Here is a 15,941-nt window from a genome sequence, read left to right as displayed (position 1 = left end):
GCGGCGGGACGATCACCTTCACCGGTCGGGGCGATCGCGGCCCGCTGGGTTCCTTGCGGGGCGCCGGGGCCCGGACCGGGCGGCTCCGCTCTCCACGGCCGCCGGGTGTCCGTACGGGTCGGTCCGCGATGACTGCTGCCTCTCCCCGCGTCAGAGCGTGGTGGGGAGGGCGGTGCGGGAGGTGATGCCGAGTTTGGGGTAGGCCTTGTAGAGGTGGTGGGCGACGGTGCGGGGGCTGAGGAAGAGTTGGGCGGCGATGTCGCGGTTGGTGAGGCCCTGGGCGGCCAGGCGGGCGATCTGGAGTTCCTGAGGGGTCAGGGGGTTCGGGAGGGCCTGGGAGGGCTGGGGTGTGGGGGCCGGGGTGCCGGTGGCGGAGAGTTCGGTGCGGGCGCGGGTGGACCAGGGGTGGGCGGCGAGGCGGTCGAAGACTTCGAGGGCGGCCGTGAGGTGGGGGCGGGCGTCGGTGCGGCGGCGGGTGCGGCGGAGCCATTCGCCGTAGAGCAGGGCGGTGCGGGCCTGTTCGAAGGGGCGGTGGGTGGTGGCGTGGAGGTCGAGGGCGGCGCGGTAGGCGGGTTCGGCGAGTTCGTCCGGGCCGAGCAGGGCCTGGCAGCGCAGGCGTAGTGCCTCGGCCCAGGGGCGGTCGGCGGCGGTGGTCCAGCGGGCGAAGCGTTCGTAGGCCTCGGCGGCGCGGTCCGGGGTGCCGAGGCGGACGGCGGCTTCGACCAGGTCCGGGACGGCTCGGGTGGCGCTGACGTGGTGCCGGTGCGGGCCGGTGGTGAGGGCGTGGAGGCGGTCGGCGGCGCCCGCGGCGCGGCCCTGGCCGAGGTCGAGCAGGGCGAGGGCCCAGTGTGCCCAGGGGCGGCCGGCGGCGGGGGCTGCGGTCTGCGGGCCGGTGGTGGCGAGCGCGGTGGTGGCCAGTTCGGTGCAGCGTTCGGTGCGGCCGTCGAGGGCGGCCAGGTAGGCGAGCAGGGCGCTGAGTTGGCTGACCCACTGGTGCTGGCCGGTGTCCCGGGCGAGGTCGAGGGCCTCGGTGGCGGTGAGTTCGGCGTCGGCGTGGCGGCCGTGGAAGAGCTCGGCCTCGGCGAGGAAGAACTGCAGGGTGGGCATCACACCGAGGGTGCCCTTGGCGCGGGCCTCGGCGACGAGTTCGCCGCCGAGGTCGACGGTCTCCTCGTCGCGGCCCAGGACGAGGGTGGCGCCGCAGAGTTGGACCAGGTCGGCGGGGCTCTCGGCGCCGGCCCGGCGGGCGGCTTCGACGGCTTCCCGGGCCGGGGGCAGGGCGGCGCGTGCCGGTGCGGCGGCGGGTCGGCCGAGGGCCGGGAGGACGGCGGCGGGGAGGTAGCGGGCGAGCGGGGCGACGGGGTCGTCGTCGGCGAGCGGGAGGGCGGCGAGCCGGTCGAGCACCTCGGCCACCGGCTCCTCCCCCGCGTACCAGGCGGCGTGGAAGGCCTGGAACAGCATCCGGGCGGCGTGGGCGGGTTCGACGACGTCGGGGGCGTCGGAGGAGGTGGCGAGCGCGAGGGCGGCGTCCAGCAGCAGCCGGTACGCGGTCGGGTAGGAGCCGCGCCAGAAGTGCGCGGTGGCCCGGACGTGGTCCAGCAGGGCGTGCGCGAGGACGCTGTCGGTGCGGGCGGCGGCCTCGTCGGCGAGGGCCTCGGCGCGCGCCAACTCGCCTTCCTCGGTGGCGGCTTCGGCGGCCAGCACGAGTCGGCGGGTGGCCGCGTCGCGGTCGGGGGTGAGCCGGGCGGCGCGTTCGTACGCGGCCGCGCCGCCGTGGCCCCCGCGCCGGCCGGTGCGGACGGCGGTGCGTTCCAGCGCGTCGGCGAGGGCGGCGTCGGGGGCGGTGGCGGCGAGGGCGAGGTGCCAGGTGCGGCGGTCGCCGTCCGGGAGCGCTCCGGCGACGGCGCGGTGGACGGTCAACCGCTGGTGGTGCGGGGCGCGTTGCAGGATCGCGGAGCGCAGCAGCGGGTGGCGGAAGGCGATCCGGCGGTCGGGGGTGACGGTGACCAGGCCGGATTCCTCGGCGGGGGCGAGGTGTTCGGCGCCGACGCCGAGCGCGGCCGCGGCGGGCAGCAGGACGTCCAGCTCGCCGCTCTCCTCGGCGGCGGCGACCAGCAGCAGGGTCTGGGTGGCCGGGGGCAGGCCGGTGACCTGGCCGTGGAATGCGATCAGCAAGCGGCTGGTGAGCGGGAGCCCGCCTGCGGTGTGCGCCTGCGGGCCGGTGGCGACGGGGAGTTCGGTGAGGGCGAGCGGGTTACCGGCGGCTTCGGCGAGCAGGCGGTCGCGGACGGCGGCGGGCAGGTCGGGGCCGGCCCGCTCGGCCAGCAGCCGGGTGGCATCGGCCTCGGCGAGGCCGGTCACCCGCACCTCGGGCAGGCCGAGTTGGCGCTCGGCGGAGGCGCCGGGCTCGCTGCGGGCGGCCAGCAGCAGGGCCACCCCTTCGGCCTGGAGGCGACGGGCGGCGAGCAGCAGGGCGTCCAGGGAGGCCCGGTCCAGCCACTGGACGTCGTCCAGCACGCACAGCAGCGGCTGGTCGGCGGCGAGTTCGGCGAGCAGTCCGAGGGTGGCGAGGCCGACCAGCAGCCGGTCGGCGGGGGCGGGTGCGGAGGCGGGTGCGGAGGCGGGTGCGGCAGATGGTGCCGCTGCCGGATCCTCGGGCGCCTCGCCGAGCCCGAACGCCGCCTCCAGGGCGCGCCTTTGCGGCCCCGGCAGGACGTCCAGCCGGTCCAGGCCGGGGGCCAGCAGCAGGCTCAGCCCGGCGAAGGGCAGTTCCGCCTCGTACTCGACACCGGCCGCCCTGATCACCCGGAAGGCCGTCCCGGCCCGGGCCACGGCGTCGTCCAGCAGGGCGGTCTTGCCGATGCCCGCCTCGCCGCGGAGCAGCAGCGCCCCGGCGCCGCCGTCCCGCGCCCGCGCCAACAGGCCGTCCACCGCGACCTGTTCGTGTTCCCTCCCGTACAGCATGCCCCGACCCTACCGAGCCGGCCGCCGGCGCTCCGGCGCAACGGCTACGTAGGCGGGTGCGAATACCTACGTACCCCCATGCCTATCCGTGACCGATTCGCCCGCGGCGGCCCGTCCCTACCTTTGTGAGCAGCGGGAACGACCCGCCAACAGCCCACCGGAACAAGGGAGACGAACCATGACCGAGATCACCACCGCCGCCCTCCAGCAGCTCGCCGAGCGCTACCTGGCGGTCTGGAACGAGACCGACCCGGCCGCCCGCCGCAAGCTGATCGACGAGGTGTGGGCCGAGGACGGCCGCTACACCGACCCGCTGGCCGCCGTGGCCGGCCGGGACGCGATCGACGCGCTGATCGGCGCGGCCCAGGCCCAGTTCCCGGGCCTGGAGTTCACCCTCGGCCCGGTGGACGCCCACCACGACATCGCCCGGTTCACCTGGAACCTCGGCCCGGCCGGCGCCGAGCCGGTGGTGATCGGCTTCGACGTGCTGGCGGCCACGCCGGCAGGCCGGATCGGCACCGTGCACGGGTTCCTGGACCGCGTGCCGGGCGCCTGAGTCCGGGACGGACGTCCGAACCAGGCGGACGAAACCAGGAAGACGGACGTACGAGCAAGACGAGCGTCCAAGCCAAGCGGACGTTTCAGCGAGACGGACGTACGAGCCAAACGGACGTCCAATCCATACGTACGTCCGTACCAGACGCCCGTCCGAACACCGGACAGGCCGGTTCCAGGGGCGCCGCACCCCCACGGCGGCGCCCCGCCCCCTGAGGGCGGGGCGCCCGAGAGAGGAGAGCCCGAGTTGAGCACCGCACTGAAAGTCCCCGCCAAGGCCCCCGGCCCGGCTACCCCCGTTCCGCCCGCGACCCCCGCTGCCCCGGCTGCCCCCGCTACCCCGGCGGCACCCGCCCCCCGGGGCCTGCTGCCGGTGATCCTGACCGCCACCTTCATGACCGCCCTCGACACCTTCGTCGTCAACGTCGCCGTCCCCTCCGTCCAGGCGGATCTGGGCGCCGGCCCGGCGGTCGTCCAGTGGGTGATGGCCGGGTTCGGCCTGGCCCTCGCCGTCGGGCTGGTCACCGCCGGCCGGCTCGGCGACCGGTACGGCCGGCGCCGGGTGTTCGCGCTCGGTCTGGCCCTGTTCACCCTCGCCTCGGCGGGCTGCGGCCTCGCCCCGACGGCGGCCGCGCTGGTCGGTGCCCGGGTGGCACAGGGCTTGGCGGCCGCGCTGATGGGCCCGCAGGTGCTGGCGATCCTGCGGACGGCGTTCAGCGGCGCCGCGCAGGCCCGGGCCTTCGCCCGGTACGGGCTGACGATGGGCGTCGGCGCGGTGTTCGGCCAGCTGATCGGCGGGCTGCTGATCCGCGCGGACCTTCTCGGCCTGGGCTGGCGCAGCTGCTTCCTGATCAACCTGCCGATCGGCCTGGCCGCGCTGGCCGCCGTCCGGCGCTGCCTGCCGGAGTCGCGGGCGCCGAAGCGGCCGGGCCTGGACCCGGTCGGGGTGCTGCTGGTGACGGTCGGGCTGACCGCCCTGGTGCTGCCATTGATCCAGGGGCCGGGCCTCGGCTGGCCGCTGTGGACGCTGCTCTGCCTCGGCGCGGCGGTGGCCCTGCTGGTGGCGTTCGCCGTCCACCAGCACCGCAGTACGGGCCGGGGCACCCCGTTGGTGGACACCCGGCTGTTCCGCGGCCGCGCCTTCGGCACCGGGCTGCTCGCCCAGCTGGTCTTCTGGCTCGGCCAGGCCTCGTTCTTCCTGGTGCTCGCCCTGCACCTGCAACTGGGCCGCGGACTGGACGCGCTCGGTGCCGGGCTGGTGTTCACCGCGATCGGCCTCGGCTACCTGCTGACCTCGAACGCCACCCACCGGGTCACCGCGCGCCTCGGCGAGCCGCGCACGATCACCGTCGGCGGGCTGCTGATGGCCGCCGGGCTGGGCCTGCTCGCGTTCGCCGCCGACGCCGGCGCGGACGGCAGCGTCTGGTGGCTGGCGCCCGGACTGTTCGTGGACGGCCTCGGCATGGGCCTGGTGATCGCGCCGGTCACCACCGTCGCCCTGGCGGCCGTGGAGCCGCAGCTGGCCGGGGCGGCGGCCGGGGCGGTGGCGACCGTGCAGCAGGTCGGCGGCGCCGTCGGGGTCGCGCTGATCGGCCTGGTCTACTACGGCGCCGGCGACCCGACGGCGGCCTTCGTCCGCAGCACGGCGGTGCTGGCGGTGCTTGAGCTGGTGCTGGTGGGCCTGGTCCGGCTGGTGCCGCGCCGTTCGTGAATGCCGCGGGGGCACGACCCGGGAGAACGTCGCGGGGGCACGACCCGGGAGCACGCCCTGGGAGCACGACCGGGCAGGCCGCCGGAGGAAGCCGGGCGGGCGGGGCGATCCCCGCCCGCCCGTTCCGTTCCGTCCCCCCGATCGGGTTGGATGGTCGGATGAGCGAGGAGAAGAGCACCGTACCGGCGTGGGAGCAGCGGTTCAGGGCGGCCCGGGTGTCACTGCCCGACTGGGCCGAGGACGCCCCCGACCGGGCGCTGTACGTGTCCAACGCGACCGGCACCTACGAGGTCTACGCCTGGGACCGTGCCACCGGCTCCCACCGCCGGGTCACCGACCGGCCGAACGGCACCACCGACGCCGAGCTGTCCCCGGACGGCGCCTGGGTCTGGTGGTTCGACGACCACGACGGTGACGAGTTCGGCGTCTGGCGCCGCCAGCCCTTCGCGGGCGGCCCGGACGAGGAGGCCGTGCCCGGTCTCGCCGCCTCCTACTCGGCCGGCCTGGCGCTGGGCCGCGACGGCACGGTGGTCGTCGGCCGTTCCACCGACGAGGACGGCACCACCCTGCACCTGCGCCGACCGGGCGCGGCCGAGCCGGTCGAGATCTACCGGCACGAGGAGTACGGCGGCGTCGGCGACCTCAGCCACGACGCCACCCTGCTGGCCGTCGACCACACCGAGCACGGCGACGCGATGCACTCCGCCATCCGGGTGGTCCGGCTCACCGGGGACGGGATCGAGACCGTCGCCGAACTGGACGAGGTCACCGGACGGGACGAGCCGCGCGGCGTCGCCTGCCTGGGCTTCGCCCCGGTCGAGGGCGACACCCGGCTGCTGGTCGCCCACCAGCGCACCGGCCGCTGGGAGCCGATGATCTGGGACGTCGCGACCGGCGCCGAGACCGCCCTCCCGCTCCGCGACGAGCAGGGCCGGGAGCTGCCCGGCGACGTCTCCGCGCAGTGGCGCCCCGACGCCGGGGCGCTGCTGGTCGAGCACGAGTACGAGGCGCGCAGCGAGCTGTTCACGTACGACCTCGCGGACGGCCGGCTGACCCGCCTGGAGACCCCGCGCGGCACGGTCGGCGGCGCCACCGCCCGCCCGGACGGCACTGTCGAGTACCTGTGGTCCTCGGCCGCCGAGCCCTCCGCCGTCCGCTCCACCGCGGGCGCGGTCGTGCTGCGGGCGCCCGGCCCGGTGCCGCCCGGCTCCGTCCCGGTCGAGGACGTCTGGGTGGACGGTCCCGGCGGGCGGGTGCACGCCCTGGTGCAGCGCCCGCGGACCGGGGGCCCGGGGCCGTACCCGACGGTCTTCGAGGTCCACGGCGGCCCGACCCACCACGACAGCGACTCCTTCGCCGCCGGACCGGCCGCCTGGCTGGACCACGGCTTCGCGGTGGTCCGGGTCAACTACCGCGGCTCGACCGGCTACGGCCAGGCCTGGACGGACGCGCTGCACGAGCGGGTCGGCCTGATCGAGCTGGAGGACATCGCGGCGGTCCGGGAGTGGGCCGTCTCCAGCGGCCTCGCCGACCCGCGGCGACTGGTGCTCACCGGCGGCAGCTGGGGCGGCTACCTGACCCTGCTCGGCCTGGGCGTGCAGCCCGACAGCTGGTCGCTGGGCGTCGCCGCGGTACCGGTCGCGGACTACCACACCGCGTACGCCGACGAGATGGAGGCGCTCAAGTCGCTCGACCGCACCCTCTTCGGCGGCACCCCCGAGGAGGTTCCCGAGCGCTTCACCGCCTCGTCGCCGCTGAGCTACGTCGAGCAGGTGCGGGTGCCGGTGTACATCAGCGCCGGGGTCAACGACCCGCGCTGCCCGATCCAGCAGATCGAGAACTACGTCGAGCGGCTGGAGCAGCTCGACAAGCCGCACGAGGTGTACCGGTACGACGCCGGGCACGGCTCGCTGGTGGTGGAGGAGCGGATCCGGCAGCTGCGGCTGGAGATCGACTTCGTCCGGCGGCACCTCGGGGTCCCCGACGGCGGTACCGGAGCGGCTGGGTGAGACGTCTGCCGGCGGTCGCGGGGGCGGCGGTGGCCGTGGTGCTGGTGCTGGTGCTGAGCAGCTGCTCGGGCTCGCACGGCGACGAGGTCGCCTGCCCGCCCCCGGCCACCACGGCCCCCGCCGCGCACCCGGCGCCCGCGCCCAGCGGCTCGGCGACCCGGGCGAGCGCACCGGTGGCCGGGGCGACGGTCCTCCGGGCGTCCTACGAGCCGGGCACCGGGGAGGACGCGGCCGAGCGCGGCGGATCGCACGGGTCCGGCGGTTCGCACGGTTCCGGCGGGTCCAGCGGGTCCAGCGGGTCCAGCGGGTCCAGCAGCTCCGGCGGTTCCGGCGGCTCGCACGGCTCCAGCAGCTCCGGTGGTTCGAGCGACACCAGCGGTTCGAAGGGCGGCGGTCGCACCACGCACCACCACATCGACCACTACGGCTCGAACAACGGGTCGGCCGGGCGCGGCCACTGCCGCGGCGGGAGCGCGCCGGTGGACGAGGACACGGCGACACCGTTCGGCAGCGGGGGTAGCGGAGGTAGCTCGTCGACCCCGTCGGGGCCCCCGACCGGCCCCGCAGCACCGATCACACCGACCGGCGCACCGACCGCACCGCTCAAGCCGACCCCGGTGCCCACCCCGCCCCCCGGCAAGCCGACCCGCTGACCGGGCGGCTCAGTCCAGGACCGGGTCCAGCCCGAGGGCCCGGTCCTGCTCCGCCTCCGCCTCCCGGCGCACCAGGCGGAACCACATGAAGACCACGAACCCGCCGAAGACGAACCACTCCAGCGTGTAGCCCAGGTTCTGGAAGGCCCGCAGGGTGAGCCCGTCCCCGCCCTGCGGCTGGACGGTCGGTACGGCGGTCAGCCCGGCGGGCACCTGGTCGGCGGAGACCCAGCCGTCGTACCAGCCGTCGTACTCCAGCACGTTCAGCAGCGAGGCCCGGTTGATCATGCCGAGCTGCCCGGCGGGCAGGCCGCCCGCGACCGCGCCGTTGCTGCCGACCGACTCGTTGGCCTGGAGCCGCCCGGTCACCGTCACCGGCCCGGTGGGGGCCGGCTCGGCCGCGTGGGCGGCGCCGGACGGGTCGGCGGGCGGGTTGCCGGGCGCCCAGCCCCGCACCACGGCGACGGCGTGTCCGTCGGCGGTGCGCAGCGGGGTCAGCACGTAGTAGCCCTGCTTGCCGTCCAACACCCGGTTGGGGACGAGGAGTTGGTGCTCGGCGTCGTACTCCCCGGAGGCCGTGACGGACTTGCCGACGGTCTCCGTGGTCACCTGCGGGGTGGCCGGGCCGAGCAGCGCGTCGATCGGGCGGGCTTCACCCGAAGCGGTGAGCGACTGCTTGGTCTCCTGGTGAGTGGAGACGCGGTCCTCGAACCGGCCGAGCTGCCAGGAGCCCAGCCAGACGCAGACCGCCACGGCCGCCACGGCCAGGGCGGTGCCGCCCAGCCAGCGCGGAGTCAGGAGGAACCGGTACACACCCCCCACGGTAACCACTCCTCACACCGCGCCGGACCACAGGGTCCGCCTCCGCCCGCCGGATCGGCCGCGGAACGCCGCGCCGACGACGGCCACGCCGGGTCCGGGTCCTACACGGCCGACGGCCACGCCGGGTCCGGGTCCTGCACCGCCGACGCCCGCGCCTCCCCCAGGTCCTGAGCCGACGACGCCCGCGCCGCGCCCCGGATCAGCCCGCCGCGGGCGTCCCCGAGGGCCGGGCCGCCGACCCGCCGGACGGCTGGACCCCGCCCCGGTAGAGCGTCCCCCCGCACCCGACCGGCAGCGAGGCCGTGGCGACCGCCGGGCTGCCGGGGGCCGGGGTGTGGGCGATGGTCGCGGTGGGCGGGGCGCCGGTCGGGTTGCCGCTCGGGGTGGCGGTGGGGCTCGGCGCCGCGGTGGGCCCGGAGGTGGGCGAGGGGCTGGCCTGCGGGTTGGAGCTCGGCGCCGCTGAGGCGCCGGTGCCGGAGTTCGGGGCCGCGCCGGAGGAGCCGGCGGGGCCCTGGGTGGTCAGGGAGGCCTGGTTGGTGCCGGAGGTCGGCGCGGTGGTGGCGCCGCCGGAGGAGGCGCAGCCCTGGTCCGGGATCCAGGCGAACGGCACCTTGTACCCGGCCTGCGGGGCGAGCAGCGGCGGTTCGGCGTCCATCGCGGGCAGGTTTCCGGCCGGGTCGCCCGGGGTGTGGTCGGCGGAGCGGACCCGGTTGCGGTCGGTGCCACTGACGTCGGTGACGGCCACCGCGCCCGGCCCGCCGAGGCGGCAGCTGCGGCCGGAGACGTTGTACACCGTGAAGGAGCCGTAGATCCGGCCCTGGGTGTCCGCGGGGCCGACCTGGGCGGTGCCCTGGCCGAGGTCGGCCCGGGTGCAGAGCGGGACGATCCCGCCGTCCCCGGTGCCGGGGGCCCCGGTGGGGGTGGCGGGGCCGGGGTGGGTGGCGTCCGCGCCGGGGCTCGGCGAGGCGCTGCCGGTGCCGGTCGGGGAGGTGCTGCCCGCGCCGCCGGGGCCGGAGCGCACGCCCCCGCCGGTGGCGCTGCCGCCGATCGCGCTGCCGGTGGGGGCGGCGAGGGTCGCGCCGCCGGCGTTCGCCGAGCCGGGCCCGCCGGACAGTCCGAGGTGGTCGCCCTCGTGCAGGACGGGCAGCGCGATCGCGACCGCCAGGGCCAGCGCCGCCGCGCCCGTCCAGGCCCCGCGCCGGGCGGCCCGCCGCCGGGGTACGGCCTGACGGATCCGCGGCAGGGCGCCGACTCCGGGCTGGATCCGGTCCACCGCGTGGTGCATGAGCTCGCGCAGCGCCCGTTCCTCGGCGGAGAAGTCCGGGAGGTGGTCGTCCCCGGGCCGCTGGCGGGCGCCGTCAGCCATGTCCGGCCTCCATCTGGGTCCGGAGGGCGGCGAGTCCGCGCGAGCCGTACGCCTTCACCGAACCGAGCGAGATGCCCAGGGTCTCGGCCACCTGCGCCTCCGTCATGTCCACGAAGTAACGCAGCACCAGAACCTCCCGCTGACGGCGTTGCAGACCCTTCAACGCGGCCTTCAGCTGGTCGCGCTCCAAGGCATCGTAGGCACCTTCTTCTGCACTGGCCATGTCAGGCATCGGCTTGGGCAGCAGTCGCAGGCCGAGGATCCGCCGTCGCAGCGTGGAGCGCGACAGGTTGACCACCGTCTGCCGCAGGTAGGCCAGGGTCTTCTCGGGCTCGCGCACCCTGCGCCGGGCGGCGTGCACCCGGATGAAGGCCTCCTGCACGACGTCCTCACAGGTGGAGAGGTCGTCCAGGAGCAGCGCGGCGAGGCGCAGCAGCGAGCGGTAGTGCGCCTGGTAGGTCTCGGTGAGCAGGTCCTCGCTGGTACCCGCGTCGGTACCCGCGCCGGAGTCCGCCGCACCGGGTGCGGCCGCCGTCATCTGGTCGTCTTCCGGCCTACTCGAAGACCACGGGGAACGCGCCGGAAAGGCCACCACGGCTCTCGCCCCGATGCCCGCCCTTGCCCCCACCATCACGTTCGCCACGCCCGTTGGACACTCGATCCCCTGTCATGGTTGCCCAGCCCGGGGGCCATTCTTCCGCATCGGCGGAAGCGGCCTCCAGGGGATTCCCACGGGATTCCGGACAGATTGTGTCGAGGAGCGGACACAGGTCCGGACGTCCGCGGGCACAAAGGGCCCTCAGAGCCGGGCCGATGACGGGTCCTGAGCCTCCCCCACCGTCAGTTCGGGCCGCCCTCAGTCCACCTGGAGCACTGGCTCGGCGGCCACTCTCAGTCCGCCTGGAGCACTGGCTCGGCGGCCGCCCTCAGTCCGCCTGGAGCGCCAGCTCGGCGGCCACCAGCTCGGCGATCTGCACCAGGTTGAGCGCGGCCCCCTTGCGCAGGTTGTCGCCGCACAGGAAGAGGTCGAGCGCGTCCGGCTCGTCCAGCGCCCGGCGCACCCGCCCGACCCAGACCGGGTCGGTGCCGACCGCGTCGTTCGGGGTGGGGAACTCCCCGGCCGCCGGGTCGTCGTAGAGGACCACGCCGGGCGTCTCGCGCAGGATGTCCTGGGCGTGCTCCTGGCTGACCTCGCGTTCGAAGCGGGCGTGCACGGCCAGCGCGTGGGTGCGCACCACCGGGATCCGCACGCAGGTCGCGGAGACCTTGAGGGCGGGCAGGCCGAGGACCTTGCGGGCCTCGTCGCGCAGGCCCAGCTCCTGGGCGGACCAGCCGCCGTCCTGGAGGCCGCCGGTCCAGGGCACCGCGTTCAGGGCGAGCGGGGCGGCGAACGGCCCCTCGTCGGCGATCACCGCGCGCAGGTCGCCGGTCTGCCGGCCGACCTCGGTGCCGGCCACCAGGGCGGTCTGCTCGCGCAGCGCCGCGGTGCCGGCCCGGCCCTCGCCGCTGGCGGCCTGGTAGGTGGCCACCACCAGCTGCTCCAGGCCGTACTCGGCGTGCAGCGCGCCGACCGCCGTGACCAGCGCCAGCGTGGGGCCGGCCGGACTCGCCACGATCCCGCGCGGACGGATCCGCAGCGCGGCCGCGTTCACCTCGGGGACGACCAGCGGTACGTCCCCGGCGGTGCGGAAGGCGGCCGAGTCGTCGACCACCACGACGCCCTTGGCCGCCGCGATCGGCGCCCACTGGGCGGAGACCTCGTCGGGGACGGCGAACACGGCGACGTCGATCCCGGCGAAGGCCTCCTCGGTCAGCGGCACCACCGGGACCGCCTCCCCGCGCACGACCGGCGTACGGCCGGCCGAGCGCGGGGAGGCGACGAGTCGGACCTCGCCCCAGACGTCCTGACGGAGCGAGAGCAGGCCGAGCAGCACCTCGCCGACCGCGCCGGTGGCGCCGACCACGGCGAGGTTGGGACGCCGGGTCACCGCCCGGTGCCCCGGCCCGGCTCCCGGGTCATCGACCGGTGCCGCCGTAGACGACGGCCTCGTCGCTCTCGCTGTCCAGGCCGAAGGCGCTGTGCACGGCGCGGACCGCCTCCGGCACGTCGTCGGCGCGGGTGACCACCGAGATGCGGATCTCCGAGGTGGAGATCAGCTCGATGTTCACGCCCGCGGCCGAGAGCGCCTCGAAGAAGGTCGCGGTGACGCCCGGGTTGGAGCGCATGCCGGCGCCGACCAGCGAGATCTTGCCGATCGCGTCGTCGTAGCGCAGCGACTCGTAGCCGATGCCCTCCTTGACCCGGCCGAGCGCGTCGATGGCCTTCTGGCCCTCGGTCTTCGGCAGGGTGAAGGAGATGTCGGTCAGACCGGTCGACGCGGCGGAGACGTTCTGCACCACCATGTCGATGTTGACCTCGGCGTCGGCGATGGCGCGGAAGATGCGCGCCGCCTCGCCCGGCTTGTCGGGCACGCCGACGACGGTGACCTTGGCTTCGGAGGTGTCGTGGGCGACCCCGGAGATGATGGCCTGCTCCATCTCGCCCCCTTCGGGCTTGTTCGGGTTGTCGTTGCTGACGATCGTCCCGGGAAGACCCGAGAAGGACGAGCGTACGTGAATCGGGATGTTGTAGCGCCGCGCGTACTCGACACAGCGGTCGAGCAGGACCTTGGAGCCGGACGAGGCCAGCTCCAGCATGTCCTCGTACGCGATCCAGTCGATCTTGCGCGCCTTCTTCACCACGCGCGGGTCGGCGGTGAACACGCCGTCCACGTCGGTGTAGATCTCGCAGACCTCGGCCTTGAGCGCGGCGGCCAGCGCGACGGCGGTGGTGTCCGAGCCGCCGCGGCCCAGCGTGGTGATGTCCTTGCTGCTCTGGGACACGCCCTGGAAGCCGGCCACGATCGCGATGTTGCCCTGGTCCAGGGCGGTGCGGATGCGACCCGGCGTCACGTCGATGATGCGTGCCTTGTTGTGGACGGAGTCCGTGATGACACCGGCCTGGCTCCCCGTGAAGGACTGGGCCTCGTGCCCCAGGGATTTGATCGCCATGGCCAGCAGCGCCATGGAGATGCGCTCTCCAGCGGTCAGCAGCATGTCGAACTCACGGCCGGCAGGAAGCGGTGACACCTGCTCCGCGAGTTCGATGAGCTCGTCCGTCGTGTCGCCCATCGCGGACACCACGACGACGACCTCATGGCCGGCCTTCTTGGCGTCAACGATTCGGCGGGCAACGCGCTTGATGCCTTCGGCATCCGCAACGGATGAGCCGCCGTACTTCTGCACGACAAGGCCCACGTGCGCTCCTCGACTAGTGTCGTTTTCCGGGGGCTCCAGGCCCCCGTACCCCCCGGGGGAAAGGGGGGTGCGGTCCGCGCCAGTCTACCGAGCAGGGGTGCCCTGACCGGCGCTTTCCATATGATGAGACGGCCGTTTCAGCACGTGGGCGGCGGTTCGGGCGGTGCCACCGGCAGGTCTGCGGGACACCGGGCGCCGTTCCGAAGAATTCCCGGACGAATACCGGGTACCCCGGCCGGATTTCTTTTCCGGGGGGATTGCTGAGGCATTCGTCACAATCACCGACGGCCGCCGCGATGCCCGGCGGCGGCCTTCGGTCGCGGCCCTTCGGTTGCGGCCCTCGGTTACGGCCCTTCGGTTGCGGCCCTCGGTTACGGCCCTTCGGTTGCGGCCGAGGGCCGGCTACCCGCCGCCTACCGGCCGAGGCCGAGCTCGGCCTCCATCAGGTCGCCCGCCTGCTGCTCCAACTGCTCGTCGGTCAGCCCGTCGTCGTCCGTGTCCGCGCCGTCCGGCGCCGCACCGATCGGACTGTCCAGCCGGACGTGGGCGATCAGCGACTGCAGCGCCCGCAGCACCGCCGTGCAGGTCGTGCCCCAGTTGGAGAGGTACGAGAACTGCCACCACCACAGCGCCTCGCTGACCCGGCCCTCGCGGTAGTGGGTCAGGCCGTGCTGGAGCTCGCTGACCACGCCGGCCAGGTCGTCCGAGATCCGGAAGGCGTTCGGCTTCTCCGGCGGACCGTACGGGTCGAAGACCTCGTGGTAGACGTCGATCGGCGCGAGCAGCACGGCGAGGCGCTCGCGCAGCTGCTCGCCGTCCGGCTCCGGCCCGGCGTCGGGCTCGAAGCGGTCCTCGGGGACGACGTCCTCGATCGCGCCCAGCCGGCCGCCGGCCAGCAGCAGCTGCGAGACCTCCAGGAGCAGCAGCGAGACCGCGCTGCCCGGTTCGTCGCCCTTGGCGACCTCGGTGACGGCGAGCACGAAGCTCTCCACCGAGTCGGCGATCTGCACGGCGAAGTCGTCCGGCTCCGAGCCGTGGCCGTGGGTGTGCGGGGCGGTCGCCCCGGCCTCCGGCTGCGGGGAGCCGTGGGGCTGCTGGTTGATCGTCCGGTCAGACATCGAGCAGTCGTCTCCCTTCGAAGGCGCGACCGAGGGTGACCTCGTCCGCGTACTCCAGGTCCCCGCCGACGGGCAGTCCGCTCGCCAGCCGGGTCACCTTCAGGCCCATCGGCTTGCACAGCCGGGCCAGATAGGTGGCGGTCGCCTCCCCCTCCAGGTTGGGGTCGGTGGCCAGGATCAGCTCGGCGACCGTGCCGTCCGCGAGGCGCGCGAGCAGCTCGCGGATGCGCAGGTCGTCCGGGCCGACGCCCTCGATGGGGCTGATCGCGCCGCCCAGCACGTGGTAGCGGCCGCGGAACTCACGGGTGCGCTCGATGGCGACGACGTCCTTGGGCTCCTCGACCACGCAGATGACGCCGAGGTCGCGCCGCGGGTCCAGGCAGACCCGGCACCGCTCGGCCTCCGCGACGTTGCCGCAGACCGCGCAGAACCGGACCTTGTCCTTGACCTCCAGCAGCGCGTGCGCGAGACGGCGCACGTCGACCGGGTCGGACTGCAGCACGTGGAAGGCGATCCGCTGGGCGCTCTTGGGCCCGACGCCGGGCAGCCTGCCCAGTTCGTCGATCAGGTCCTGAACCACGCCCTCGTACAACGTCGCGCCTTCCCTCGGATGGTCCGGTGGTGCTCCTGGTCGGAGGTGCCCCGGTGCCATCATCCAACGAATCGGGCGCCGGACACACCGCCCGACGCCCGACTCCCACAGAAATCACATGGGTCCGCCGTCTGAACTCCAGACCGTCGACCCCCGCGGCGGGGCCCCCGGCCGGCGTTTCCCTAGAACGGCAGGCCGGGGATGCCGCCGCCGCCCAGGCCCTGGGTCAGCGGGCCCATCCGCTCGGCCTGCATCTTCTGGGCCGCCTGGTTGGCGTCCCGCACGGCCGCCAGGACCAGGTCGGCCAGGGTCTCGGTGTCCTCCGGGTCCACGGCCGCCGGGGCGATGGTCAGCGCCACCAGCTCGCCCGAACCCGTCACCGTGGCCTCGACCAGGCCGCCGCCCGCCGTACCGTTCACCTTCGCCTCGGCCAGCTCCTGCTGGGCCTTCGCGAGCTCCTCCTGCATCTTCTGCGCCTGCTTGAGCAGCTGCTGCATGTTGGGCTGACCACCACCGGGGAACACGGCTCACTCCTTGCTGTCACACGGTTCGTCGTTCGTCACGGTCGAGCCTACGGGCCCGGGGCGGATGCCGTGGCCCCGCTCCCGGGGAGCGCTCAGTTGCCGCGGTGGTGGATCTCCTCCAGCACCGTGGCCCCCAGCTCGCGGATGATCAGATCCTGGCCGGAGAACGTCTCCTCGTTGAGGTCCGGGTCGTCCTCCTCCGGGATGTCGTCCTCCGGCCGCACCGACTGCACCGGGCGGGCCGGGGGCGCCGCCACCGGCGGCGGGGCCTGCACCGGCGCGGGGGCCTGCACCTGCGGCCGGGGCGGCGCCTGGACCGGGGCCTGCGCG

At 75.0% G+C, this 15,941-nt stretch carries 13 protein-coding genes and 1 pseudogene; 4 read left to right on the top strand and 10 right to left on the bottom strand.

Translation table 11 applies throughout. The annotated features are described in order from the left end of the window. Positions 1-150: 150 nt before the first annotated feature. Positions 151-2,964 (bottom strand): ATP-binding protein, encoded by a 2,814-nt coding sequence (locus tag ACFV8H_RS14160; RefSeq protein WP_380399484.1) that lies wholly within the window; start codon positions 2,962-2,964, stop codon positions 151-153. Between the two features lie 178 nt (positions 2,965-3,142). Between ACFV8H_RS14160 and ACFV8H_RS14155 the strand changes: the two genes are divergently transcribed. From ACFV8H_RS14155 to ACFV8H_RS14140, 4 genes are all read left to right on the top strand, one after another. Next, positions 3,143-3,520 (top strand): nuclear transport factor 2 family protein, encoded by a 378-nt coding sequence (locus ACFV8H_RS14155; protein ID WP_375887667.1) that lies wholly within the window; start codon positions 3,143-3,145, stop codon positions 3,518-3,520. Positions 3,521-3,766: 246 nt separating this feature from the next. Then, on the top strand, positions 3,767-5,230 hold the full coding sequence (locus tag ACFV8H_RS14150) for a DHA2 family efflux MFS transporter permease subunit (protein WP_380399482.1): 1,464 nt from the start codon (positions 3,767-3,769) through the stop codon (positions 5,228-5,230). 158 nt (positions 5,231-5,388) lie between these two features. Next, on the top strand, positions 5,389-7,239 hold the full coding sequence (locus ACFV8H_RS14145; RefSeq protein ID WP_380399480.1) for a S9 family peptidase: 1,851 nt from the start codon (positions 5,389-5,391) through the stop codon (positions 7,237-7,239). Further along, entirely contained in the window at positions 7,236-7,892 is a 657-nt protein-coding gene (locus ACFV8H_RS14140) for a hypothetical protein (protein ID WP_380399479.1), read from the top strand. Before ACFV8H_RS14145 ends, ACFV8H_RS14140 begins: the two co-directional genes overlap by 4 nt. Positions 7,893-7,901: 9 nt before the next feature. Here ACFV8H_RS14140 and ACFV8H_RS14135 read toward each other — a convergent pair whose 3' ends face one another. The 9 genes and pseudogenes from ACFV8H_RS14135 to ACFV8H_RS14095 all read right to left on the bottom strand — a co-directional run. Beyond that, complete coding sequence (locus tag ACFV8H_RS14135; RefSeq protein ID WP_380399477.1) at positions 7,902-8,705, bottom strand: SURF1 family protein; 804 nt, start codon at positions 8,703-8,705, stop codon at positions 7,902-7,904. A 208-nt stretch (positions 8,706-8,913) separates the two neighbouring features. Beyond that, on the bottom strand, positions 8,914-10,080 hold the full coding sequence (locus tag ACFV8H_RS14130) for a hypothetical protein (RefSeq protein ID WP_380399476.1): 1,167 nt from the start codon (positions 10,078-10,080) through the stop codon (positions 8,914-8,916). Next, on the bottom strand, positions 10,073-10,618 hold the full coding sequence (locus ACFV8H_RS14125; protein ID WP_254802531.1) for a SigE family RNA polymerase sigma factor: 546 nt from the start codon (positions 10,616-10,618) through the stop codon (positions 10,073-10,075). The genes ACFV8H_RS14130 and ACFV8H_RS14125 overlap by 8 nt, the downstream gene beginning before the upstream one ends. A gap of 388 nt (positions 10,619-11,006) precedes the next feature. Beyond that, positions 11,007-12,068: an aspartate-semialdehyde dehydrogenase gene (locus tag ACFV8H_RS14120; RefSeq protein ID WP_380399474.1), complete on the bottom strand. Its 1,062-nt coding sequence runs from the start codon at positions 12,066-12,068 to the stop codon at positions 11,007-11,009. A 28-nt stretch (positions 12,069-12,096) separates the two neighbouring features. Then, complete coding sequence (locus ACFV8H_RS14115; RefSeq protein ID WP_375887685.1) at positions 12,097-13,377, bottom strand: aspartate kinase; 1,281 nt, start codon at positions 13,375-13,377, stop codon at positions 12,097-12,099. A gap of 413 nt (positions 13,378-13,790) precedes the next feature. Continuing rightward, positions 13,791-14,495, bottom strand: coding sequence for a DUF5063 domain-containing protein (locus ACFV8H_RS14110; protein WP_375887687.1), 705 nt, complete (start codon positions 14,493-14,495; stop codon positions 13,791-13,793). Next, positions 14,488-15,087 (bottom strand): recombination mediator RecR, encoded by a 600-nt coding sequence (gene recR / locus ACFV8H_RS14105; RefSeq protein WP_375887690.1) that lies wholly within the window; start codon positions 15,085-15,087, stop codon positions 14,488-14,490. Before recR ends, ACFV8H_RS14110 begins: the two co-directional genes overlap by 8 nt. Positions 15,088-15,269: 182 nt before the next feature. Beyond that, positions 15,270-15,611 carry a YbaB/EbfC family nucleoid-associated protein gene (locus tag ACFV8H_RS14100; protein WP_360227091.1) on the bottom strand — a complete coding sequence of 114 codons (342 nt, stop codon included), beginning with the start codon at positions 15,609-15,611 and terminating at the stop codon, positions 15,270-15,272. A 92-nt stretch (positions 15,612-15,703) separates the two neighbouring features. Continuing rightward, positions 15,704-15,941 (bottom strand): annotated as a pseudogene (locus ACFV8H_RS14095) (DNA polymerase III subunit gamma and tau); the annotation flags it as partial.

The organism is Kitasatospora sp. NPDC059827, from assembly GCF_042731675.1.
GTDB lineage: Bacteria > Actinomycetota > Actinomycetes > Streptomycetales > Streptomycetaceae > Kitasatospora.
Note: the sequence above shows the minus strand (reverse complement) of the source record. Positions and strands in the feature narration are given on the sequence as shown.